Annotated in this window: 19 protein-coding genes and 1 riboswitch; of the genes, 11 read left to right on the forward strand and 8 right to left on the reverse strand. The window is 74.1% G+C overall.

Annotation, left to right across the window (positions count from 1 at the left end; genetic code table 11):
- Positions 1 to 236 precede the first annotated feature (236 nt).
- The 5 genes from ACFQ80_RS03815 to ACFQ80_RS03835 are packed head-to-tail and all read left to right on the forward strand — an operon-like array spanning position 237 to position 8,106.
- Positions 237 to 2,513, forward strand: a complete 2,277-nt coding sequence (locus ACFQ80_RS03815) for a family 43 glycosylhydrolase (protein ID WP_430562620.1) — start codon at positions 237 to 239, stop codon at positions 2,511 to 2,513.
- A complete protein-coding gene (locus ACFQ80_RS03820) occupies positions 2,510 to 6,178 on the forward strand; it encodes an alpha-glucuronidase family glycosyl hydrolase (RefSeq protein ID WP_430562621.1) in 3,669 nt (1,222 codons plus the stop codon). The genes ACFQ80_RS03815 and ACFQ80_RS03820 overlap by 4 nt, the downstream gene beginning before the upstream one ends.
- Positions 6,179 to 6,225: 47 nt before the next feature.
- The gene (locus ACFQ80_RS03825; protein WP_430562622.1) at positions 6,226 to 7,293 is read left to right on the forward strand and encodes an App1 family protein; all 1,068 of its coding nucleotides are present in this window, start codon (positions 6,226 to 6,228) and stop codon (positions 7,291 to 7,293) included.
- Positions 7,293 to 7,553 carry a hypothetical protein gene (locus ACFQ80_RS03830; RefSeq protein ID WP_430562623.1) on the forward strand — a complete coding sequence of 87 codons (261 nt, stop codon included), beginning with the start codon at positions 7,293 to 7,295 and terminating at the stop codon, positions 7,551 to 7,553. Before ACFQ80_RS03825 ends, ACFQ80_RS03830 begins: the two co-directional genes overlap by 1 nt.
- Positions 7,554 to 7,596: 43 nt before the next feature.
- The gene (locus ACFQ80_RS03835) at positions 7,597 to 8,106 is read left to right on the forward strand and encodes a VanZ family protein (RefSeq protein WP_430562624.1); all 510 of its coding nucleotides are present in this window, start codon (positions 7,597 to 7,599) and stop codon (positions 8,104 to 8,106) included.
- Here ACFQ80_RS03835 and ACFQ80_RS03840 read toward each other — a convergent pair.
- The 7 genes from ACFQ80_RS03840 to ACFQ80_RS03870 form a co-directional block, all read right to left on the reverse strand.
- Entirely contained in the window at positions 8,070 to 8,759 is a 690-nt protein-coding gene (locus ACFQ80_RS03840) for a response regulator (RefSeq protein WP_430550816.1), read from the reverse strand. The two genes, ACFQ80_RS03835 and ACFQ80_RS03840, sit on opposite strands and share 37 nt — an antisense overlap.
- A 67-nt stretch (positions 8,760 to 8,826) precedes the next feature.
- Complete coding sequence (locus ACFQ80_RS03845) at positions 8,827 to 9,195, reverse strand: hypothetical protein (protein WP_430562625.1); 369 nt, start codon at positions 9,193 to 9,195, stop codon at positions 8,827 to 8,829.
- Between the two features lie 7 nt (positions 9,196 to 9,202).
- Positions 9,203 to 10,504, reverse strand: a complete 1,302-nt coding sequence (locus tag ACFQ80_RS03850) for a sensor histidine kinase (protein WP_430562626.1) — start codon at positions 10,502 to 10,504, stop codon at positions 9,203 to 9,205.
- 166 nt (positions 10,505 to 10,670) lie between these two features.
- Entirely contained in the window at positions 10,671 to 11,096 is a 426-nt protein-coding gene (locus ACFQ80_RS03855; RefSeq protein ID WP_430562627.1) for a DUF3054 domain-containing protein, read from the reverse strand.
- Positions 11,097 to 11,181: 85 nt separating this feature from the next.
- Entirely contained in the window at positions 11,182 to 11,889 is a 708-nt protein-coding gene (locus ACFQ80_RS03860; protein ID WP_430562628.1) for a ubiquinone/menaquinone biosynthesis methyltransferase, read from the reverse strand.
- On the reverse strand, positions 11,886 to 12,533 hold the full coding sequence (locus tag ACFQ80_RS03865; RefSeq protein ID WP_429762715.1) for a lysophospholipid acyltransferase family protein: 648 nt from the start codon (positions 12,531 to 12,533) through the stop codon (positions 11,886 to 11,888). Before ACFQ80_RS03865 ends, ACFQ80_RS03860 begins: the two co-directional genes overlap by 4 nt.
- A gap of 60 nt (positions 12,534 to 12,593) precedes the next feature.
- Positions 12,594 to 13,163 (reverse strand): TetR/AcrR family transcriptional regulator, encoded by a 570-nt coding sequence (locus ACFQ80_RS03870; RefSeq protein ID WP_430550811.1) that lies wholly within the window; start codon positions 13,161 to 13,163, stop codon positions 12,594 to 12,596.
- 108 nt (positions 13,164 to 13,271) lie between these two features.
- Here ACFQ80_RS03870 and ACFQ80_RS03875 point away from each other — a divergent pair, with 108 nt between their 5' ends.
- The gene (locus tag ACFQ80_RS03875; RefSeq protein WP_430550810.1) at positions 13,272 to 14,114 is read left to right on the forward strand and encodes an alpha/beta fold hydrolase; all 843 of its coding nucleotides are present in this window, start codon (positions 13,272 to 13,274) and stop codon (positions 14,112 to 14,114) included.
- A 19-nt stretch (positions 14,115 to 14,133) separates the two neighbouring features.
- Here ACFQ80_RS03875 and ACFQ80_RS03880 read toward each other — a convergent pair whose 3' ends face one another.
- On the reverse strand, positions 14,134 to 15,396 hold the full coding sequence (locus ACFQ80_RS03880) for an NYN domain-containing protein (protein ID WP_430562629.1): 1,263 nt from the start codon (positions 15,394 to 15,396) through the stop codon (positions 14,134 to 14,136).
- A gap of 155 nt (positions 15,397 to 15,551) precedes the next feature.
- On the opposite strand from ACFQ80_RS03880, the gene ACFQ80_RS03885 reads away from it, so the two are divergent.
- From ACFQ80_RS03885 to metE, 5 genes are all read left to right on the forward strand, one after another.
- Positions 15,552 to 17,822 (forward strand): carbon starvation CstA family protein, encoded by a 2,271-nt coding sequence (locus ACFQ80_RS03885; RefSeq protein ID WP_430562630.1) that lies wholly within the window; start codon positions 15,552 to 15,554, stop codon positions 17,820 to 17,822.
- On the forward strand, positions 17,806 to 18,054 hold the full coding sequence (locus ACFQ80_RS03890) for a YbdD/YjiX family protein (protein ID WP_430550807.1): 249 nt from the start codon (positions 17,806 to 17,808) through the stop codon (positions 18,052 to 18,054). Before ACFQ80_RS03885 ends, ACFQ80_RS03890 begins: the two co-directional genes overlap by 17 nt.
- Positions 18,055 to 18,094: 40 nt before the next feature.
- Positions 18,095 to 18,994: an NADP-dependent oxidoreductase gene (locus ACFQ80_RS03895; protein WP_430562631.1), complete on the forward strand. Its 900-nt coding sequence runs from the start codon at positions 18,095 to 18,097 to the stop codon at positions 18,992 to 18,994.
- A 93-nt stretch (positions 18,995 to 19,087) separates the two neighbouring features.
- Positions 19,088 to 19,194, forward strand: a riboswitch (SAM riboswitch).
- Positions 19,195 to 19,199: 5 nt separating this feature from the next.
- The gene (locus ACFQ80_RS03900) at positions 19,200 to 20,246 is read left to right on the forward strand and encodes a methylenetetrahydrofolate reductase (protein WP_430562632.1); all 1,047 of its coding nucleotides are present in this window, start codon (positions 19,200 to 19,202) and stop codon (positions 20,244 to 20,246) included.
- Between the two features lie 25 nt (positions 20,247 to 20,271).
- Positions 20,272 to 22,665: a 5-methyltetrahydropteroyltriglutamate--homocysteine S-methyltransferase gene (gene metE, locus ACFQ80_RS03905; RefSeq protein ID WP_430562633.1), complete on the forward strand. Its 2,394-nt coding sequence runs from the start codon at positions 20,272 to 20,274 to the stop codon at positions 22,663 to 22,665.
- The last annotated feature ends 104 nt before the right edge of the window (positions 22,666 to 22,769 follow it).

A 22,769-nucleotide genomic window follows, 5' to 3' on the forward strand; every position in this document is an offset into this window, starting at 1 on the left:
TCAACCCCCCCGGCCCCACTGCGCCCGCCCCTGGGTCTCTGTTCGCGCCCGCACTCCTTCAGCGCCCGTCCACCCCGGGGGGGGGCCCCCCCGGGGCCCCCCCACCCTGCTCGGCACCACCCGCTCGGCCCTGCTCGGCACCACCCGCTCGGCGCATCGGCGCGCCGCGGCGAAGCAACACCCTCACCTGTCCGGGACACAGCCGTCCCGGCCCTGCAGAAGGAGTTGTCCCACCCATGTCACGAGCTACCACGCTTCGCCGCGGGAGGGTCGCCGCCCTGCTGGTCGCGGTGACCGCGTCGGTCGGTCTCGTCGCGTCGTCGGGCGTCACCGCCTCGGCCGACCCCGACGACGCACCCGGCACCTACCGGAACCACGTCATGGACGACCTGGCGGACGCGTTCTCCGACCCGTCGATCATCCGCGGCAAGGACGGGTACTGGTACGCGTACGCGACCCAGACGAGCATGCGCAAGGACAACCAGGGCGGCCCCTGGGAGGACCAGTACTTCATGCCGATCACCCGGTCGAAGGACCTGGTGAGCTGGGAGTACGTGGGTGAGGTCTTCGGGCCGGACAACCACCCGGAGTGGCGCGACTTCGCCACCACGTACTACTGGGCGCCCGACGTCCGGTACATCGACGGGAAGTACTACCTCTACTACTCGGTGGCGGGCAACGACGAGAACACGATCGCGCTGGCGACCGCGGACGACCCGGCCGGCCCGTGGACGGACATCGGCCACCCGGTGCTGCCCTACGACTACCAGGACAAGGTGGTCAACCAGATCGACCCGGCCGTCTTCGTCGACGACGACGGGCAGAAGTACCTCTACTACGGCTCGTTCAAGGACGGCGGCATCCAGGCCGTGCACCTGAACGACGACGGCACCGAGGTCGTGGGCGACTCGGTGCAGGTGGTCGGCGCCCGTCGCGGCGAGGCCCCGTACGTCGTGAAGCGCGACGGCTGGTACTACCTCTTCTACTCGGGCCTCGGGTGCTGCGCGAAGGCCGACGGCGCCTACCCGGTGTTCGTGGGCCGGGCCAAGGACCCGATGGGCCCGTTCGTCGACGCCGAGGGCGTGGGGCTCACCGGCCTGCACCTGGGCGGCACGATCGTCAACTCTCCCAACGGCAACCGGTGGGTGTCCACGGGGCACTCGGCCAACGTGGTGGACAAGTCCGGCCAGGACTGGATCCTCACCAACGGCTTCGACCGTACGGAGACCGACCCGAGCTGGGGCGGGCGGCCCGCCGTCATGGACCGCCTCGACTGGATCGACGGCTGGCCCACGGTGCGCGCCGGAGAGTGGACCAGCGACGACGTCGAGACCGCGCCCGTGGCCGCGTGGGACGCCGGCAGCGACTTCTCCGACGGCCTGCGCGGCTTCGACGCCGTCGGCGCGGGCAGGTGGACCACGGGCACCGACGCCGACTCCGGCGGGTACGCCCGCCCGCAGAGCCGCGGCGCGGCCCCGCAGCTGCTGCTGCCCCGCAAGGCTCCGAAGGGCGACGTGCGGATCGAGGCCGACGTCCGGCTGCGCGACGACGCGGGCCGCGTGGGACTGGTGCTCGCGTCGGACGGGTCCAGGGACCACGCGATCGCCTGGCTCGACGCCTCCGGCCGGCTGTCCGTCGAGCTGACCCGGCACGGCGTCGTCGTGCAGAAGAGGACGGTGCGCCTGGACGACGGCGTCGACCTGAGCACCTGGCACTCCCTCACCGCGCAGGTCCGCGACGGCAGGGCCGACGTGGAGATCAGCGCGGACCTGCTCGGCATCCCGCTGGCCGAGCTGTCGGTCGACGTGCCGCGCTCGTGGGACCGCGGCGGCGCCGCGTCCACGCGGGGCTCCGGCGAGGCCGACAACGTGGGCGTCACCACGCTCTACACGCCGGTGACCGAGAAGGTGGCCGACCCGGAGGTCGGGCCGGAGCTCACGGAGTACGGCGAGGAGTTCGACGACGACGACCTCGACGGCTGGTCGTGGTTCGGCCCGGCCGACGGCAAGGTCGCGGACGGCGAGTACGTGTGGCCCACGCAGGACGCGGACTTCTCCGGCAAGGGCACGATGGCGTCGGCGCTGCTGCGCGACGCCCCGACCGGCACGTACACGGCGGAGACCAAGCTGCACCTGCCGATCACCGACGCCCCCGACGGCCGCAGCCAGGCCGGCCTCATCGCGTTCCAGAGCCCGGCGGACTCCATCCACCTGGCACCCACGCGCACCGGCCCGTCGCGGCAGGTGTTCCTGTGGATCGGCCGCGACCGCGACAGCTGGCCGGAGATGCAGATCGGCCCGTCGGCCGACACCATGTGGCTCCGCCTGCGGCACACGGTGGACCCGAAGACCGGCGAGCACCTGTTCCGGGCGGCGACGAGCCGCGACGGCCAGCACTACGTGTGGGGCGGGGTCTGGCACCTGCCCGCCGGGCAGGAGCCGCGGATCGGCCTCGTCTCCCTCGCCGGCAAGGGCCTGACCGCGGAGTTCGACTACGTGCGGTTCTACCGGTGAGCGGCCACGGGAGCGCGCGGGAGCGCGAGGTCTCCCGACGCTCCGTGCTGCAGGCGTCCGCCCTCGCGTTCGCCGCGACGATGGCGCCCTGGGGCGCCGCCACCGCGCTCGCCGCCCCGGCGGGGCTCGCGGACGAGGACGGCTACGACCTGTGGCTCCGCTACCACCTCACGGCCGACCCCGGCCGCCTGCGCGAGTACCGGGCCGCGCTCACCAGCGTGGCCCGGCAGGGTGCGGGCGCGGTGCTGGCGAACGCCGAGGCGGAGGTGCGGCGCGCGATCGAGGGCCTCATCGGGACGGCGCCCGCGACGACGGGCGCCGCCCGCGCCGCCGTCGTCCTCGGCACGCTCGAGGGGTCGTCGGTCGTGCGCACCAGCGTGGGCCGGGGGCGCCTGAAGAAGGTCGGCGACCAGGGCTTCGTCATCACGACGACGGGGCTTGCGGGCGGCGGACGGCGCGTGGTGGTCGCGGGCAACACCGATCGCGGCGTCCTCGCCGGGGCGTTCCACCTGGTCCGGCTGCTGCAGCTCGAGACGCCGCTGGCGAGGCTGTCCGCCGACGAGTCCCCGCGCACCCCGCTGCGCATGATGAACCACTGGGACAACCTCGACGGGTCCATCGAGCGCGGGTACGCCGGCACGTCGATCTTCGACTGGGACGCCCTGCCGGAGGTCTCCGACCGGGTGGTCGACTACGCGCGGGCCATGGCGTCGGTCGGCGTCAACGCCTCGGTGGTCAACAACGTCAACGCCAACGTCGGCTTTATCACGAGCGACATGCTGCCCCGGCTCGCGCCCCTGGCGGAGCTGTTCGCGTCGTGGGGGATCTCGCTGTGGGTGTCGGTGAACTACGCCGGCCCGATGCTCCTCACGGCGGACGACGCCGACCCGATCACCACCGCCGACCCGGCCGACGCTCGCGTCCGGGCCTGGTGGCGGGACAAGTGCGCCGAGATCGTGGCGGCCCTGCCCGGCTTCGGCGGGTTCCTGGTCAAGGCGAACTCGGAGGGACGCCCCGGCCCGCTGGACTACGGGCGCACCCACGCCGAGGGCGCGAACATGCTGGCCGAGGCGCTCGCGCCGCACGACGGGCTCGTCATCTGGCGCAGCTTCGTGCACGAGGACTTCGGCGACTGGGCGGAGTACCAGTACCGGCAGTTCGCGCCGCTGGACGGCGAGTTCGACGACAACGTCATCGTGCAGACCAAGTACGGGCCGATCGACTTCCAGGTGCGCGAGCCCGTGCACCCGCTGTTCGGCGAGCTCCGCGACACCCACCAGATGCTCGAGCTCCAGCTCACGCAGGAGTACACGGGCCACGAGATCCACGCCTGCTACCTCGCCCCGATGTGGCGGGAGGTGCTCTCGTTCCGGACCGGCGGCCCGGGCACGGGGCCCACCGTGGCGGACGTCGTGACCGCGGGACCGGTCGAGGCGCGGCACGCCGGCATCGCCGGGGTGAGCAGCTTCGGCGACGACCGGGACTGGACCGGCTACCAGCTCGGCGCCGCCAACACGTACTCCTTCGGGCGGCTGTGCTGGGACCCGGGGGCCGACCCGCGCGACCTCGCCACCGAGTGGGTGCGCCTGACCTTCGGCACCGACGACGTGGTCACGGCCACCGTGGTCGACGTGCTGATGCGCTCGCGCGCGACCTACGAGGACTACTCGTCGCCGCTCGGGCTCGGGTACCTCACCAACCCGGGCGGGTCGCACCTCGACCCGGACCCCCTGAGCACCCTTTACCAGTCGCACCACACGACGTCGGAGGGCACCGGGTTCGACCGCACCGCGGCCACCGGGAGCGGGTTCACCGGCCTCTACCCGCCGGGGTGGGCGGACGTCTACGGCTCCCTCGAGGAGTGCCCGGACGAGCTGCTCCTCTTCATGCACTGGGTGCCGTACGGCCACCGGCTGCGGTCCGGCAAGACCGTCATCCAGCACCTGTACGACACCCACTTCACCGGCGTGGAGCACGCCGCCGGGTTCGCGGACGCGTGGCGGTCGCTGGCCGGGAAGGTCGACGGGCAGCGGCACGACGACGTCGCGGCGAGCTTCGCGGCTCAGGTCGCGCACGCCACGCTGTGGCGCGACGTCGTGGTCGGGTTCTTCTTCGACCAGGGGCGCGTGGTCGACGAGCGGCGCGAGTGGCTCCAGGTGGCGCCGGCCGGGTCGCGCCTGCTGCTCGGCGGCCGGCAGAACCTGCTGCCGGTCGCGGTCACCAACGCCTCCGCACGGGCGCACGACACGACGGTCACGCTGACCGCGCCGTCGGGCTGGGCCACGGAGCCGGCGACGCGGCGCGCGGCGTCCGCGGAGACCGTCGAGGTGGACGTGCCGGTCACGCCGCCGCTCGAGGCGGACGCGGTCCGGTTCGACGTCGACGTGGCGCCGGCGCTGCAGCGGCTCGACGGGCGGGGCACCACGCTGGTCGTGGCGCCCGCGGGTGCCCGCTGCCACCTGGCGCTCAACGGCGGCCCCGCGGGCGGCGTGCCGGCGCCGGGGTACACGGCCCTGACGCCCGCGTCGGCGTGGTCCGAGGCGGCCGGGTTCGGGTGGGTGGGCTCCGCCCCCTCGGCCCGCGACCGCGGCGGCGACCCCCTGCTGCGCGACCACCTGTTCCACAGCTCCGCGCGGGTGCTCCGGGTCGCGGTGCCACCGGGCACCCACACCGCGCGACTGCTGGTCGGCGACATCGGGTCCGCGGCCTCCGCCACCCGGGTCGCCGTGGACGGCACCACGGTCGCCACCGGCGAGAAGCTCGACGCCGGCGCGTTCGCGTGGCTCGACGTCCCGCTCGACGGCGGCGCCGAGGGCCGGACGGCGGACCTCACCCTCACGGGACAGGGCGGGCCGTGGCGCCTCACCGCGCTCACGATCGCGGACGCCGACGCGCCGGAGCCGTCGCTGCTCGCGCTGCGGGCCATCGCGGAGCCGGTGTGGTGGACGGGCCGCCCGAACGACGTCACCGTCCAGGTGCGCAACACGGGCACCGCGGACCGCGAGGTCACGGCGTCGCTGGTCGTCCCCGACGGCTGGACCGCCTCGGACACGACCGTCACGGTGCCCGCCGGACAGGACGCCGAGGTGACGGTGGCCGCCACTCCCCCGGCCGCGCCCACCCTCGCCGTCGTCGAGGTGCGCCTGACCAGCGGCGACGAGGAGGTCGAGCGCGGACGGGCGGTCGAGGTCATCACCACCCCGCACGCCGACGACGCCGCCCTGGCGTTCGACGCGGGCACCCCGTCCAGCCCGCTCGTGGCCGGATACACCCGCCTCTCCCCGCAGGACGTGTTCTCCGAGGACGCCGGGTACGGGTGGACCGGCGACAAGCCGGACCACCGCGACCGCGGCAACGCCGACGCCCTACGTCGCGACATCGTGATGCAGAAGGTGAAGCCGAGCTCGCTGCGGATCCCCGTGCCCGCGGGGAAGCACACCGTGTGGGTGCTCAGCGGCGACTCGCTCACCGACGCGGGGATCACCACGATCTCCGAGGGCGGCACGGTGCTCGGCGCCTCCGGCGACACCAGCCTGCCGAGCCGGTCGTTCGTCTGGTTCTCGTTCGAGCTGGACGGCGGAGCGTCGGGCCGCGGCGCGGACCTCGACATCGTGGGGTCCACGCTCAACGGGCTGTGGCGGATCGCGGCGCTGGTCGTGGTCTGAACACGCGACGACGGGCGCGACCGGCCCGGAGCAGGGACGATCGGGACATGCCCGGCCCGCACGCCCCCGCCACGCAGCACTCCGACGCGAGACCCACGCAGCGACCGCACGTCGCGGCGGTGGTCGAGGACTGGTGGTGCGCCGTGGCGGGGGCGTTCCTGCGCCGCCGCGGCTGGGTGCCGCGCGTGCTCGCGTCCACGGGCTACGGCACGCCGCGCGGCGTGCGGGTGCTGGCGCGAGTGCTGCTGGTGCCGCCGTCGCGCGTGCGGGGTCCGCTCTCCCCGGTCCAGCACGCGGACCGGCGCCCGCTGCGGAGCTACCTCACGCTGCCGGCGCCCGGCGAGCCGGTGCGTGTCGCCGTGGGCGGCACCGTCGTCGACGTCGTGGCCGACCGCGCCGGGTACGTCGACGTCGAGGTGGCGCTGCCCGACGACGCCCCCCTGCCGCCCGGCCGGCACGACGCGACCCTGACCGCCCTGCGCACCGGGGCCGACGTCGACGCCCCGGTCACCGCGCCCGTCGTCGTGGTCGGCGACGACGCGACGTTCGGCGTCGTGAGCGACATCGACGACACGACGATGGTCACGGCCGTCCCGCGGCCGTTCGTCGCGGCGTGGAACACGTTCGTCACCCGCGCGAGCGCCCGTCGTCCCGTCCCCGGGATGCCGGAGCTGTACCGGCGGCTCGCCGCCGAGCACCCCGACGCGCCGTTCGTCTACCTGTCCAACGGCGCGTGGAACACCGCCGGCACGCTGGCCCGCTTCCTCGACCGACACGGCTTCCCGCCCGGCCCGCTGCTGCTCACCGACTGGGGGCCGACGCAGACCGGCTGGTTCCGCAGCGGCCCGCAGCACAAGGGCGACAGCCTCGACCGGCTCATGGTCGCGTTCCCCCGGGTGCGGTGGCTGCTGGTCGGCGACGCCGGGCAGCTCGACGAGGACGTGTACGTGCGCGCGTCCGCGCGCTGGCCGGGGCGGGTCGTCGCCATCGCCATCCGGCAGGTCGACGGTGCCCGCCCGCGCGCCGCCGGCGACCGACCGGCCCCCGGTGCGCCGCTGGTGCACGGCGCCGACGGCACGGCGCTCGGCGCCCGACTGGCCGAGGTCCTCCGATGATGTCCGTCAACACCGTCGAAGGTCTGCTCCTCGCCGTCTGGGGTCTCGGACTCGCCTGTGCCCTGTCGACGACGACGGACCGTCACCTCAGCCGGCTGCAACGCATCACGGTCGTCGTCATGGCCGCCGTGCTGCCCGGCGTCGGATCGCTCGTCGCCGTCGTCGTCGCGGTGCTGCGGGTCCGCCGCCTCGCGGCGCGGCCGGGATGGACGACGCCGACCTCGTCTGCGAGGCGAGCGACGACGCAACCGCCGGGCTGATCGAGAACGCCGGCGAGCCGCGAGCGCCGGGATACTGGGGCCCGTGATCTCGACCGTCCTCGTCGCCCACCCGTGGCTGTCCCCCGTCGCGCTGGTCGCCCTGGCGGCCGTGGGATGGCTCGCCGGGCCGTGGCTCGCGGACCGGCCGCGGGCGGCCGCCGTCCTGGCCGCGCTGTCGCTCGTCCCGGTCGCGCTGCTGACGCTGGTGCCCGTGGACCGGGAGCTGTTCGAGCGGTGCGCCGTGGGCTGGGCGCTGCCCACGCCGGGCCGGGTCGAGCTGCTGGCGAACGTCGTCCTGTTCGTGCCGCCGGTCTACCTGGCGGCCGTGGCGCTCCGCCGGCCGGTGCTCGCGCTGCTCGCGGGGTCGGCCACCTCCGCGGCGATCGAGGCGGTCCAGGCGCTGGTGCCCGCGATCGGCCGGTCCTGCGACACGAACGACTGGCTGTCGAACACGATCGGGGCCGCGGCGGGCGCTCTCCTCGCCGCGGCGGCGCTCCACCGGTGGCGGCGGCGGGCTCAGTCCCGACCGACCGGCACGAACCCGGACTCGTAGGCCCGCACGACCGCCTGCGTGCGGTCGCGCACCTGCAGCTTCGCGAGGACGTTGCCGACGTGCGTGCGCACCGTCTCGACGCCGAGGTACAGCTCGCCCGCGATCTCCGCGTTCGACAGGCCGGCGGCGACGAGCCGCAGCACCTCCGCCTCGCGCTCGGTGAGGCCGGCCGACCGGAGGGCGTCCCCGGCCGAGCCGCCCGGGCCGTGCGCGGCGACCAGGCGCCGGACGGCGTCCGGGAACAGGAGGGAGTCGCCGCGCGCCACCAGCCGCACCGCGTGCACCACGTCGTCGGGACGGGCCCGCTTCAGCAGGAACCCCTGCGCGCCCGCGTGCAGGGCGTCGAGCACGTGGTCGTCGTTCTCGAACGTGGTCAGCACCAGCACGCGCGGCGCGCGCTCGCCCGGTCGGCCCGCCCCCACCACCGCCCGCGTGGCCGCGATCCCGTCCACCCGCGGCATGCGCACGTCCATGAGCACCACGTCCGGCCGGGCCTGTGCCACCACCTGCGGCACCTCGGACCCGTCGCCCGCCTCCCCCACGACCTCCAGGTCCGGCTCCGTGTCGAGGATGACGCGCAGGCCCGCGCGCACCAGCGGCTCGTCGTCGACGAGGACGACACGGACGACGGCGGTGTCGGTAGGCACGGTCACGCCGTCGATCCTGCCGCATCGCCGGCGGACACGGACCGGCGCCGGCGCGGGCGGCGTGGCGCACGGCTCAGCGGAACCCGAGGTAGTGCCGCTCCCAGAACGCGCCGAGGGTCGTGGTCACCAGCTCGTGCTCGACCCGTGCGACGTCGTCGGGCACCGTCCAGTGTCCACGGCGCGGGACCGCCCAGGTACTGCCGTCGGGCAGGACGAACGTCAGTCGGCCCCACCCCCAGCGTCCGCGGCGCACCGTGGCGCGGACGACCTCGGCGGCGGGAAGCTCGGCGTCCGGCGGCCAATGGGCGCAGATGTCGTCCCGCTGGTCGTGGTCCTCCTCCTCGACACAGAGGACGCATCCGCGCAGGCCGGCGAGGGCGACCGGGTGCCACGACCACGGGTGGCCGCAGGCCGCGCAGTCCCCACCGAAGAGCTCGTCCATCGCGCGATCATGCCGAGGCACCGCGTTCCCGGTCGACGGGAAATCGCGCCCGCACCACCCAGGAGCCGTCGCGCGGCCCGGCCTCGAGCTCGCCGCGCAGCAGGCGGACCCGCTCGGCCATCCCGTGCAGCCCGCGGCCGCCGCCGGGCGACGGCGTGGCCGGCGACGGCGTGGCGGGCAGCGGGTTCGCCACCTCGACATCGAGGGCACCGTCGACGACGGACACCCGCACCGTCACGGGCCGGCCCGGGGCGTGCCGGACGGCGTTGGTCAGCGCCTCCTGCACCACGCGGTACGCCTCGTGCGACGTCGCGCGCGGCAGCGAGCCGGCGGTACCGGCGTCCAGGTCGAGGCGGACGTCGGTCCCGGCGTGCCGGGCGTCGGCGACGAGCACGGGCAGGTCCTCCAGCGACCGGGCGGGCGCGCGGTGAGTTCCCGCGGCCGCCTCGCCGCCGCGCAGCAGCCCGAGCACGTGGTCGAGGTCCGCCATCGCGCTCCGGCCCGCCTCCTCGATGGCGGCGAGCGACCGCCGGGCGGCGTCCGGGTCCGTCTCGACCTGGCGCGCGGCAGCCGCTGCCTGGAGCGTGGTGACCGTCAGCGCGTGCCCCACGGAGTCGTGCAGCTCGCGGGCGAGGCGGCCGCGCTCGGCGAGCCGGTCCGCCCGCGCCTCGAGCTCCGCGATCCGCGCCGTCTGGTCCGGACCGAGCAGCGGCTCGGCCGACTGCCGCAGCAGGCGTCGTGCGAGCGCCGTGCCGTACGGCAGCGCGACCAGCGCCAGCACGCCGAGCGCCAGCCACCCGACGGGGTTGGCGGCGAACGTCGGGCCCATCTGCACGAGGAACGCCCGGTCGACGCCGAACGCGGACAGCACCAGCTGCGTGGCGAGCGGCACCGCGACCAGCAGCCCCACCGTGACCAGGGCGCCGAGCACGAGGTGCAGCGCGAACCAGGCGGCCCCGCGCCAGCGGGTCGCGACGGTGGGCGCACCGACGGGATCTGGCAGGGTGCGGGCGTCGACGTCGAGGAACGTCCGCACGGCGGCGACCTCCAGCGCCCGCACGGGCGCGAGGAACGGCGGCGCCCCCACGATGACCGCCGTCAGCAGCGCCAGCACCCCGACCGCGACCCGCGGGGTCGACGGGTCGGCGAACATCTGCACGAACCCGGCCGCGAGCGCGAAGTAGGCTCCCGCCAGCACGCCGCCGATGACGAGGTACACACCCGCCCGGACGGTCGACGCGCTGGTCAGCGGCGACAGCGCCCAGCGCAGCGTGCTCCGCCCGCTGCCCGCCGTCGTCCTCGCCGTCATGCCCGCCAGTCTGCCCACCGGCCCAGCCCTGCGCCTCCCCCGGCTGGGGGACCCACGACGACCGGCCAGGTCACGGCAGAGAGCGGCCTCGACGACGCCGAAGGCACGACGCACCTGCCACGCTCGCACGGCAGGCACCACGAGGCCGGCGTCCCGTGCTCGTGGCTCAGCGGGTCGGTCCGTCGTCATCGTCCATCAGGACGATGACCCGCGGACGGCTGGGGCGCAGGATCCGGACGATGGCGACGACGCCGCGCCAACCGAGCATCGTCACGGCGAGGAACCCGAACGACACGATCTGGAACGTGGGGAACACGCCGCGTTCGGCGAGGACGCGAAGGACGACGCCGAGCGCCCAGGTGCACCCCCACACCACGACGCCCGTCGGCCAGAGGCGCCACGGGGACCGCCAGGCGCGAGACGCGCACCATCCGACTGCCGCGGCGACGAGGAACGGCCATGTCGCGGACAGCGAGCCCACGGGATCTGCGAAGGGAGCAGGACCCGCGACGCCGACCACCGCGAGCCCCAGCACGCAGACGGCGTCGGCGAGCGCTGCGAGTGCGATCGTCCCGGTGAGCGCACCGCGCACCGCCCGGCCTCCAGCCGGTCGTGCTGAGCGACGGGCGTCACCGTCGGGCGCGGAGCGCATCCTTCGACGCTACCGCGCGACGTCGCTACGGCTTGCGGGCGCTCACGATCATGTGGGTGCCGAGGAACCGGCGGCGCCAGGTGACGTCATCGAAGCCGAGCCGCCACAGGATCGACGCGACCTGCTCGGGGGACATGAACCCGAGGGTGCTCTCCTCGAGGTAGGTGTACGACTTCTTGTCGCGGGCCACGAGCTGCCCCAGCAGCGGCACGACGACCTTGACGCCCAGCGTGACGGGCACGCGCAGCAGACCGCGCGGCGGGCAGGTCTCCAGCAGCACGAGACGGCCGCCGGGCCTCAGCACGCGCAGCTGCTCGGCGAGCACGCGCTCGGCGTCCTCGACGTTGCGCAGCAGGTAGCCGTGGGTGACCGCGTCGAACGACGCGTCGTCGTAGGGCAGGGCGTTGGCGTCGGCGAACTGCCAGGTCACGGCGTCGGCGCCTGGCTTGGCGCGCGCGCCCTCCAGCATCCCCTCGGAGAAGTCGACGCCGTGGACGGCGGCTCCCGGGTACTGGCGGGCCGCCTCGAGGGCGATGACGCCGGTGCCGGTGGCGATGTCGAGCAGCGACCCGCCCGCGGGGACCTGCGCCCGGCGCGCGACGTCGCGGCACCAGGCGGCGTGCCGCCCCATCGTCATGAGGCGGTTCATCCGGTCGTAGTAGCCGGGGACCGTGTCGAAGAGGCGCTGCACCTCCTCGCCCTTCGATCGAGACGGGGGCGAGGGGTGGGTCACGCGGCGAGCTCCTGGCCGCTCATCTTGTGGATGGACGACATCACGTGGTCGGTCAGCTCACGACGCACCTGGGCCGGGCGGGCGCCGGCCGTGAGCTGGCGCGACGGGTCGATCGGGGCGCCGAAGTGCACCTGGATGCCGCGGGTCGGCCGCGGGAGCCGCTTGCCGACGGGCTGCACCTTGTCGGTGCCGCGCAGGGCCACCGGGACGACGGGCGCCGAGCCGGCGAGCGCCAGCCAGGCGACGCCGGTGTGCCCCTGGTGCAGCTTGCCGTCGCGGGAGCGGGTGCCCTCGGGGTAGATGCCGAAGGCGCCGCCGCGCTTGAGCACGACGAGCGCGTCGTCGAGCGACCGCTGGCCGGCGCGCGGGTCCTCGCGGTCGACGGGGATGTGGCCCATCGTGGTGAAGAACCAGCGGGAGACGCGGCCCTTGAGACCTCGACCCGTCCAGTACTCCGCCTTGGCGATGAAGGTGACGTGCCGGGGCACGACGAGCGGGATGATGATCGAGTCGATGAACGACAGGTGGTTGCTCGCGAGGATCACCGGACCGCGCCGCGGGATGTTGTGCAGTCCCGTCACCTGGGGGCGCAGGAGCACGTACACCAGGAGCGACAGGACGAGGCGCAGGAACCGATAGGTCACCGCACCATTGTGCCCCCTGCTCCGCCCTGGCCCGCCGAGGCCGCCCTCGCGGGCGTGTGATCAGGGCGTTCGCGCCGTCTCCGCGGCGAGCAGCGACTCGGCGGCGCGGCGTGCCTCGCGGGCGACGCCGACGTCGTGGGTGATCGCGGCGGTGGTCTGCGCGCCCTCGGCGAGCAGCACGACCTGCAGCGCGACGGCGTCGGGCAGCCCGGCCTCGCGGACGAGGGCGAGGACGTGCTCCCGGAACGCCTCCTTGTGCCCCCGCACGGCCTCCGCGATCCGGGGCGAGGTGGCGCCGAGCTCGCCGAAGGAGTTGATGAACGCGCACCCGCGGAACCCGTCCTCCCGGAACCAGGCGTCGAGGAAGTCGAAGACGCTGAGGATCCGGTCGCGCGGCGTGGTGGCCGTCGCGGCCGCGCGCTCCACCCCCTGCGTCCACTGCCGGGTGCGCAGGGCGAGCACCGCGACCACCAGGTCCTCCTTGGACTGGAAGAGCCCGTAGATCCGCTTGAGGGACACCCCGGCCTCGGCGCGCACGGCGTCCATGCCCACGGCCTGGACGCCGCGCGCGTAGAACAGCCGGTCGGCGGCCACGACCACCGCGTCGCGCGCCGCCTTCTCGTCGAGCATCGTTCACCCTCTCGTCGCCGCCCTCCCCTTGCGGGGAGAACCATCGTTCTCTACTGTAGCGAACAACGGGAGAACGACCGTTCTCCCCCTCCTTCGAAGGGGCGCACCATGGGCTACATCACCGTCGGGCAGGAGAACAGCACGGCCGTCGAGCTCTACTACGAGGACCAGGGCTCCGGTCAGCCGGTCGTCCTCGTGCACGGGTACCCGCTCGACGGGCACAGCTGGGAGCTCCAGACCCGCGAGCTCCTCGCCGCCGGGTACCGCGTCATCACCTACGACCGCCGCGGCTTCGGCGCGTCGAGCAAGGTCGGCTCCGGGTACGACTACGACACGTTCGCGAAGGACCTCGACACCGTCCTGACCACGCTCGACCTGCGGGACGTCGTGCTCGTGGGCTTCTCCATGGGCACCGGCGAGCTCGCCCGGTACGTCCGCAACCACGGGCACGAGCGGGTCGCCAAGCTCGCGTTCCTCGCGTCGCTCGAGCCGTTCCTGGTGCAGCGCGACGACAACCCCGAGGGCGTGCCGCAGTCCGTGTTCGACGGCATCGTGGACGCCGCCCGCGGCGACCGCTACGCCTGGTTCACGCAGTTCTACAAGGACTTCTACAACCTCGACGAGAACCTCGGCACGCGGATCTCCGAGGAGGTCGTGCGCGCCAACTGGATCACCGCGGTGGGCTCGGCCCCCGTCGCCGCCTACGCCGTCGTCCCCACCTGGATCGAGGACTTCCGGCCCGACGTCGAGGCCGTGCGCGACGCGGGCAAGCCGACGCTGATCCTGCACGGCACGAAGGACAACATCCTGCCGATCGACGCCTCGGGCCGGCGCTTCCACGCCGCCGTGCCCGACGCCGAGTACGTCGAGGTCGAGGGCGCGCCGCACGGCCTGCTGTGGACGCACGCGGACGAGGTCAACGCCGCGCTGCTCGCGTTCGTCGGGCGCTGAGCCCGACCCACGCGGGCGATCAGCTCGCGGTCAGCAGGTAGTCGTCGGCGTCGTCGTCCCACGCGAGGGCGACGGCGCCGGCGGCAGCAGCACCCTTCGCGAACTGCAGGAACCCGCGGTAGCCGAGCGCCTTCTCCGAGAAGTCGGGGCGGCGCTTGCGCACCTCGTTCTTCAGCCCGGACAACGGCGCGCTGCCGCCCGCGTCGCGCACCACCTGGCGCAGCAGGTCGAACGCGCCCTCGGTGTCCTGCTGCTCCGGCAGCGCCACCTCCGGGTCACCGGTCGACGGGCCCGCGGACAGCACGACGAAGTCGCGGTCCGCCAGGAAGCGCAGGAACTCCCCGAAGGTGCGGAAGCCGTAGTCGGACTCGCTGAACGTGGGGTCCTTGCGCACCAGGGTGCGCTTGAGCATCGACGCCGTGACCGAGCCGCTCGTCGAGGCCAGCAGGTCGGCGAGCGTCTGCGCCACCCTGACCTCCATCGGCGCGTCCTCGCCCGCGGAGGCCGCGGCGTCCTCCTGCTCGACGTCGGCCTCGCGCTCGGCGGCCGGCTCCACGACCGGCTCGACGACGGGGGCCTCCGCCGTCGGCGCCTTCTTGCGGCGGCCGCGCGTCGTCGTGCCCGACGCCGCGCTCGCGGTCTCGGCGGGCGCCTCCGACGGGGTCTCGTCAGGGGTCTCGACCGGCGCCTCCGCGGGGGCCGGGGCCTTCGCGCGGCCGCCACGGCCGCCACCGGACCGCGCGGAACCCTTGCCGGCGCCCCGGCCGGAACGCTTCGGGGCGGGCGCCTCGGACTCGTCGGGCACGTCGACGCCCTCGAGCCGGTCGTAGAAGAGGAACTCGTCGCACGCCGGCGGCAGCAGGCGGGAGGTGGAGTTCTCCACCCCGACGCCGATGACCTTCTTGTCGAGCTCGCGCAGCTTGTGGACGAGGGGGGAGAAGTCGGAGTCGCCCGTGCACATGACGAACGTGGTGATGTACTCGCGCTCGAACGCCATCTCGATCGCGTCGACCACCATCTTGATGTCGGCGGCGTTCTTGCGGGACGCGCCCATCCGCTGCGTCATCTCGATGAGCTCGACCTGGTGGCGGGTCAGCATCCGCCGGTCCTCGTCGAAGTACGACCAGTCCGCGTACGCGCGCCGCACCACCACGCGGCCGCGGACGGCGAGCGCGTCGGCGATGGGCTTGAAGTCGAACTGCATGCCGCCCAGGTGGTCGCGGGCGCCGAGCGCCAGGTTCTCGTAGTCGAGGAAGACGGCGAGGCGCTCTTCGGTGTCCATGCACGTCAGGCTACGGCGTCGCGTGCTCCGCCGCGGGACCAGGCCGGATTACCACGGCCGCCGCCACACCGTCCAGGCTCCGGGCGTTCCGTCACCCTTTCTTCACCCCCTATCCTGTGTCGGGTCCCGCCGACGCGACGCCTTGGAGGCTCACCTTGTCAGCAGATCCCGGAGCCACCACGGCGACGGACGAGATCGTCCCCGACCCCGCGCTCCCCCCGACGGCGGTTCCCGCCGAGGACCTGAAGCCCCGCTGGACACCCGCGAAGATCGCGCTCTGGGCGGCGATCGCGCTGCTCGGTGGCGTCGCGTGGGTCATGATCGCGCTGGTGCGCGGCGAGACCATCAACGCCATCTGGTTCGTCTTCGCGTCGGTGTGCACGTACCTCATCGGGTATCGCTTCTACTCGAAGGTCATCGAGCGGTACATCACCCGCCCCGACGACCGCCGCGCCACCCCCGCCGAGACGCGCGAGGACGGCAAGGACTTCGTCCCCACCGACCGCCGCGTGCTGTTCGGCCACCACTTCGCCGCCATCGCCGGCGCCGGCCCGCTGGTGGGCCCGGTGCTCGCCGCGCAGATGGGGTATCTGCCGGGCACCATCTGGATCATCGTCGGCGTGGTGCTCGCGGGCGCCGTGCAGGACTACACGGTGCTGTTCTTCTCCATGCGCCGCGGCGGCCGCACCATCGGCCAGATGGCGCGCGAGGAGCTGGGCCGCATCGGCGGCGTGGCCGCGATCGTCGCGTCCCTGCTGATCATGATCATCATCGTGGCGATCCTCGCCCTCGTGGTCGTCAACGCCCTCGGCGAGAGCCCGTGGGGCGTGTTCAGCGTCTCCATGACGATCCCGATCGCCCTCTTCATGGGCGTCTACCTGCGGTACCTGCGCCCGGGCAAGATCACCGAGGTCTCCCTCATCGGCTTCGTCCTGCTGCTCGCCGCGATCGTCGGCGGCGGCATGGTGGCCGACACCGCGTGGGGCGCGGAGTTCTTCCACCTCGACCGCACCACCATCGCCGTCGGCGTCATCGTCTACGGCTTCGTGGCCGCCGTCCTGCCCGTATGGCTGCTGCTCGCCCCGCGCGACTACCTGTCCACCTTCATGAAGGTGGGCGTCATCGTGGTGCTCGCCGGCGCCGTCGTCATCGTGCGGCCCGAGATCAACGTGCCCGCGATCAGCGAGTTCGCGAGCGGCGAGACCGGCCCGGTGGTGTCCGGCAACCTCTGGCCATTCCTCTTCGTGACGATCGCGTGCGGCGCCCTGTCCGGGTTCCACGCGCTCATCTCGTCGGGCACGACGCCGAAGCTCGTGGAGAAGGAGCGCCAGACGCGCTTCATCGGCTACGGCGGCATGCTCATGGAGTCGTTCGTCGCGATCATGGCGCTGGTCGCCGCGATCTCGATCGACCGCGGCGTGTACTTCGCGATGAACTCCTCGGCGGCCGCCACCGGCGGCACCATCGAGGGCGCGGTCGCGTTCGTGAACTCGCTCGGCCTCTCCGGCGTCAACCTCACGCCCGACATGCTCAGCACCCTGGCGACCCAGGTGGGCGAGCCGTCGATCGTGTCCCGCACCGGCGGCGCCCCGACGCTCGCGCTCGGGCTGGCGCACATCATGCACCAGCTGGTGGGCGGCACCGCGATGATGGGCTTCTGGTACCACTTCGCGATCATGTTCGAGGCGCTGTTCATCCTCACCGCGGTCGACGCCGGTACCCGCGTGGCCCGCTTCATGCTGCAGGACACCATCGGCAACGTGGCACCGCGGTTCAAGGACATGAGCTGGCGACCCGGGGTGTGGGTCTGCACCGCGATCATGGTCGCGGGCTGGGGCACGATCCTGTATCTGGGCGTCACCGACCCGCTCGGCGGCATCAACACGTTCTTCCCGCTGTTCGGCATCGCGAACCAGCTGCTGGCCGCGATCGCGCTCGCCGTCGTGCTCGCCATCGTCGCGAAGCGGGGCCGCGCGTACTGGCGGTGGCTGTGGATCGTGGCCCTGCCGCTGGCCTTCACCGCGCTGATCACCATCTGGGCGTCGTTCGAGAAGATCTTCTCGGACGTGCCCGCGGTGGGGTACTGGGCGCAGCACCGGGCGTTCAAGGACGCGCTCGCCGCCGGCGAGACGTCGTTCGGCACCGCGCCCGACGTCGCGGCCATGGAGGCCGTGGTCCGCAACACCTTCGTGCAGGGCACCCTGTCGATCGTGTTCGTGGTGCTGTCGATCGTCGTGATCCTCGCGTCGCTGGTCGTGACGATCAAGGCGTTCCGCACCGGCGGCGGCGAGAACCACGAGGACGCGCCCGTCGCGTCGCGCCGGTTCGCCCCGGCCGGCCTGTTCGCCTCGTCGACCGAGAAGCGGATCGAGAAGGAGTGGGCCGACGCCGGCCTGCGGGAGTCCAGCGGTGCCGGGCACCACTGAGCCCCGCACCGGCAGGGTGCACGACGTCGCCCGGGCGCTGGCCCGGGCGACGTCGGCGGGGTGGGCGAGCCTGCGCTGGTACGTGCGCCAGGTGATGGGCGACGACGCCTACGCGACGTACGTCGCGCACGAGCGGTCGGCCCACCCCGGCCGCGCGCCGATGGGCGAGCGCGAGTTCTGGCGGGAGCACTACGCGGAGCAGGACCGCAACCCCGGCTCGCGCTGCTGCTGAGCGGCGCGCGCGACGGCGCCGGCCGGGCCAGGATGGGCGCGTGCGCGCGATCGTGTTCGAGTCCCACGGCGGCCCCGAGGTGCTGCATCTCGCCGACGCCCCCGACCCTCAGGCCGGGCCCGGCCAGGTGCGCGTGCGCGTCGAGGCCGCGGCCGTCAACGGCTGGGACGTGAAGTCCCGCGCCGGCACGACCGGCGGCCCGCCGCCGACGTCGCCCGTCGTGCCGGGCCTGGAGGTGGCGGGGGTCGTCGACCAGGTCGGGGACGGCGTGGCCGGCGTCGCGCCCGGCGACCGCGTCGTGGGCTTCGCCGTCGGCGGCGGGTACGCCGAGCTCGCCCGGACGTCGGTCTTCGCCCGCGTGCCCGCCGGGCTCGCCGCGACCGACGCCGTCACGCTCCCCGTCGCCGCCGAGACCGCGACCCGCGTGCTGCGCCTCCTCGACGTCCGGCCCGGCGAGACGCTGCTCGTGCACGGCGCCTCGGGGTCGGTGGGCGAGCTGGCCGTCCAGCTCGCCGTGCGCCGCGGCGCCCGCGTGATCGGTACGGCGTCGCCGCGGAACCAGGAGCGCGTCGCCGCCCTCGGCGCGACACCCACCACCTACGGCGCAGGGCTCGTGGAGCGGGTCCGCGCCCTCGCCCCCGACGGCGTGGACGCCGTCCTCGACACCACCGGCGCGGGCGTGCTGCCCGACTCGATCACCCTGCGCGGCGGCACCGAGCGCATCGTCACCATCGCCGACGACGCCGCGGCAGACCTCGGCGTCGAGGCCAGCTGGCGGTCCGAGCGCGACGCCGGCGAGCTCGCCGAGGCCGTCGACGCCCTCGCCCGCGGCGACCTCGTGACCACCGTCGGCGCGGTGCTCCCGCTGGCCGACGCGCCCCGTGCGCACGCCCTGGTCGAGAGCGGCCAAGCCGGCGGCAAGGTCGTGCTGGTGCCCTGAGCAGGGCGTTCCCGCCCGCCCGGCATCCGCGATCGTCTCAGCAGGCGGTCTCATCCTCGCCCGTATCGCGGATGCTGCGTACGATCGCGTGACAAGCCATCCAGAGCGGCCGAGAGTCCTGGCTCGACGACGCCGCAGCAACCCGTTCTCCGACGGAAGCCTCCCGAGGACGAAGGTGCTCACGCCAGGATCGATGGAGTGACGCATGGTCGCAGAGGCATCCTTTTCGCCCACCCCGGCAGCTCAGCCGGCAGTTCACCCGGCGCTGCCGGCACGCCCGACGGTCTCGTTCGAGCTCATGCCGCCGCGCCGGCCGGACGCCGCGCCCAAGTTCTGGGAGACGGCGCGCCGGCTCGTCGCCGCACGACCGGACTTCATGTCCGTGACGTACGGCGCGGGCGGCGGTGACCGGGCGACCGCCCGCCAGGTCGTCGCGACCCTGCTCGAAGGCACGCCCGTCCTGCCGGTGGCGCACCTGACCTGCGTGGGCGCGCACCGCGAGGACGTGTCCGCCGTCATCGACGACTTCCTCGACGCCGGCACCCGCGCGTTCCTCGCCCTGCGCGGCGACCCGCCGAAGGACCAGCCGGACTGGGAGCCGCCCGCCGACGGCGTCGCGTCCTCGATCGAGCTCGTGCACCTGCTGCGCGAGGTCGAGGCGCGGCGCTGCGCGACCGACCCCGGGGCCGCCCTGCGCGGCGCCGCCCGCCCGATGACGATCGCCGTCGCGACGTTCGTCGACGGCAACGTGCAGGCCGGCACCACCCGGGCCCAGGAGGTCCGGCGCCTCAAGGAGAAGCAGGACGCGGGGGCGAGCTTCGCCATCACGCAGCTGTTCTACGAGGCCGACTCCTACACCGACTTCGTCGCCGAGGCCCGCGCGGCCGGGGTGACGATCCCGATCCTCGCGGGGCAGCTGCCCACGACCGAGCCGCGCCGGCTCCGTCGCGTCGAGGAGCTCACCGGCGTCCGCGCGCCCCGGCACCTGCTGGACGCGCTCGACGCCGCGGGGGACCCGGAGGCGCAGCACGCCTACGGGACCGCGCGCGCCGTCGAGCTCGCCCAGCGCGTGCTCGACGCGGGCGCCCCCGGCATCCACGTGTACACGTTCAACAAGTACCGTCCCGCTCTGGACCTGCTCGAGGGTGTCCACCTCGGCGGACCGGCGCCGGCCGACGTCACGTCGGACGGCGCGGACCTGGCCAGAAGGCCGTGGGTACCGAGCATCCCGACCCAGGCTCCCGCCGTCTGAGCGGAGCCCGAACTCTGGAGTGCTCATGTCCACCACCAGCACCACCCCCGCCGCGGCATTTCCCGGCGGCACGATCCTCGGCTACCCCCGCATCGGGCGTCGCCGCGAGCTCAAGAAGGCCGTCGAGTCGTTCTGGGCCGGGCGCACCGACGCCGTCGACCTGGAGGTCACGGCCGGCGCGCTGCGCCGTGAGACCGCCCGCTGCCTCGTCGAGCTCGGGCTGAACCCCGACGACGGCTCCGTGCCGGGGTCGTTCTCCTACTACGACCAGGTGCTCGACGTCGTCGCGCTGCTCGGCGCCGTCCCCGAGCGGTTCCGTGACCTGCTCGACGACGAGGACGGCTCGCTCGAGCTCGACGGCTACTTCACCGTGGCCCGCGGCCGCGGCGAGGACGCCCCGCTCGAGATGACCAAGTGGTTCGACACCAACTACCACTACCTGGTCCCCGAGATCAGCGAGACGACGCCGGTCTCGTTCGCGGACCACCGCATCGTGCGCGAGTACGCCGAGGCCAAGGAGGCCGGCGTCACGACGCGTCCCGTGCTCGTGGGCCCGGTGACGTTCCTCGCCCTGTCCAAGGCGGCCGACGAGGCGGGCGACGGGTTCCACCCGCTCGACCGGCTCGACGACGTCGTCGCCGCGTACGCCGACCTGCTGCGCGCGCTGGCCGCGGTCGGGGTGCCGTGGGTGCAGCTCGACGAGCCCGCGCTCGTCACCGACTCGCTCGACGTGCCCGCCGAGCGCCTGCACGCGGCGATCGCGTCCGCCTACCGCGCGCTGGCGACCGACCTCGCGACGGCCACCGACGACGCCGACGGCGAGCGGCCCGCGATCCTGGTGACGGCGCCGTTCGGCGGCCTGCACGAGGACGCCCTCGCGCTCCTCGCCGCGACCGACGTCGACGCGATCGCGATCGACCTGGTCAAGGGCGCCGTGCCCGCCCGGCCGGTGCCGGGCCTCGAGGGCAAGACGCTCGTCGCCGGGGTGATCGACGGCCACAACGTGTGGCGGGCCGACCTGGCCGCCAAGCTCGGCACCGTCGAGGCGCTCCGCGGCCTCGGCGCCGGGGCCCTCGCCGTCGGGACGTCGACGTCGCTGCTGCACGTGCCGCACGACGTCGAGGACGAGGTGTACGACCAGCACGCGGCGGGCACCACCCTCGACCCGCGCCTGCGCGACTGGCTGGCGTTCGCCGACCAGAAGGTGGGCGAGGTCGCGACCCTGGCCCGCGCCCTCACGGACGGTCGCGCGGCCGTCGAGGACGCGCTCGCCGCGTCGTCCGCGGCCGTGGCCTCGCGCGCGACGGCGGCCGGCGTCGTCGTGCCCGAGGTGCGCGACCGCGCCGCGGCGCTCACCGACGCCGACTTCGCCCGCGGCCCGTACGCGGAGCGCGCCGCCGCCCAGGCGGCGCGGCTGAACCTGCCCCCGCTGCCCACGACGACGATCGGCTCGTTCCCGCAGACCCCCGAGATCCGCAAGGCCCGCGCCGCGTGGACCAAGGGCGAGCTCGCCGACGCCGACTACTCCGCCGCGATGCGGGAGGAGATCGGGCGCGTCGTGACGCTGCAGGAGGAGCTGGGCCTCGACGTGCTGGTGCACGGCGAGCCCGAGCGCAACGACATGGTGCAGTACTTCGCCGAGCAGCTCGACGGGTTCGCGGTGACGGCGAACGGCTGGGTGCAGTCGTACGGCTCGCGCTGCGTGCGCCCGCCGATCCTGTGGGGGGACGTGCAGCGCCCGGCGCCGATCACCGTCGAGTGGTCCGCGTACACGGCGTCGCTCACCGACAAGCCGGTCAAGGGCATGCTCACCGGCCCGGTGACGATCCTCGCGTGGTCGTTCGTGCGCGACGACCAGCCGCTCGGCGACACCGCGAACCAGGTAGGCCTGGCCCTGCGCGACGAGATCGCGGACCTGGAGGCCGCGGGCATCGGCATCGTGCAGGTGGACGAGCCCGCGCTGCGCGAGCTGCTGCCGCTGCGCCGCGCCGACCAGCCCGCCTACCTCGACTGGTCGGTCGGGTCGTTCCGGCTCGCGACGTCGGGCGTCGAGGCGGCGACGCAGGTCCACACGCACCTGTGCTACTCGGAGTTCGGCGAGGTCATCGGCGCGATCGACGGCCTCGACGCCGACGTCACGTCGGTGGAGGCGGCCCGCTCGCGGATGGAGATCGTGCCCGAGCTCGCCGACGCCGGGTACTCGCGCGGCATCGGGCCTGGCGTCTACGACATCCACTCCCCGCGCGTGCCGTCGCCTGCCGAGGTCACCGAGCTGCTGACGCTCGCCGTCAAGGCGATCGACCCGGCGCTGGTGTGGGTCAACCCCGACTGCGGGCTGAAGACCCGCCGGTACGCGGAGGTCGAGCCGGCGCTCGCCCACCTGGTCGCCGCCGCCCGCGAGGTCCGCGCGACCCTCTGACCCCTACCGACCAGGCGGTTGGGGGCCGGGGGGGGGGTGATAAAGGGGGGAACCCCCAGGGGGGGGGGGGGTGGGGGCGGGGGTGGGGGGGGTGTAAGAGACCC

It is taken from the genome of Isoptericola sp. NPDC056578, assembly GCF_042793275.1.
Taxonomy (GTDB): Bacteria; Actinomycetota; Actinomycetes; order Actinomycetales; family Cellulomonadaceae; genus Isoptericola.

Excerpts from the sequence above, each read along its gene's own strand:
- ACFQ80_RS03815 (WP_430562620.1), top strand. The coding sequence starts at position 237 with ATGTCACGAGCTACCACGCTTCGCCGCGGGAGGGTCGCCGCCCTGCTG.
- ACFQ80_RS03825 (WP_430562622.1), top strand. The coding sequence starts at position 6,226 with ATGCCCGGCCCGCACGCCCCCGCCACGCAGCACTCCGACGCGAGACCC.
- ACFQ80_RS03830 (WP_430562623.1), top strand. The coding sequence starts at position 7,293 with ATGTCCGTCAACACCGTCGAAGGTCTGCTCCTCGCCGTCTGGGGTCTC.
- ACFQ80_RS03845 (WP_430562625.1), bottom strand. The coding sequence starts at position 9,195 with ATGGACGAGCTCTTCGGTGGGGACTGCGCGGCCTGCGGCCACCCGTGG.
- ACFQ80_RS03850 (WP_430562626.1), bottom strand. The coding sequence starts at position 10,504 with ATGACGGCGAGGACGACGGCGGGCAGCGGGCGGAGCACGCTGCGCTGG.
- ACFQ80_RS03870 (WP_430550811.1), bottom strand. The coding sequence starts at position 13,163 with ATGCTCGACGAGAAGGCGGCGCGCGACGCGGTGGTCGTGGCCGCCGAC.
- ACFQ80_RS03875 (WP_430550810.1), top strand. The coding sequence starts at position 13,272 with ATGGGCTACATCACCGTCGGGCAGGAGAACAGCACGGCCGTCGAGCTC.
- ACFQ80_RS03880 (WP_430562629.1), bottom strand. The coding sequence starts at position 15,396 with ATGGACACCGAAGAGCGCCTCGCCGTCTTCCTCGACTACGAGAACCTG.
- ACFQ80_RS03900 (WP_430562632.1), top strand. The coding sequence starts at position 19,200 with ATGGTCGCAGAGGCATCCTTTTCGCCCACCCCGGCAGCTCAGCCGGCA.
- metE (WP_430562633.1), top strand. The coding sequence starts at position 20,272 with ATGTCCACCACCAGCACCACCCCCGCCGCGGCATTTCCCGGCGGCACG.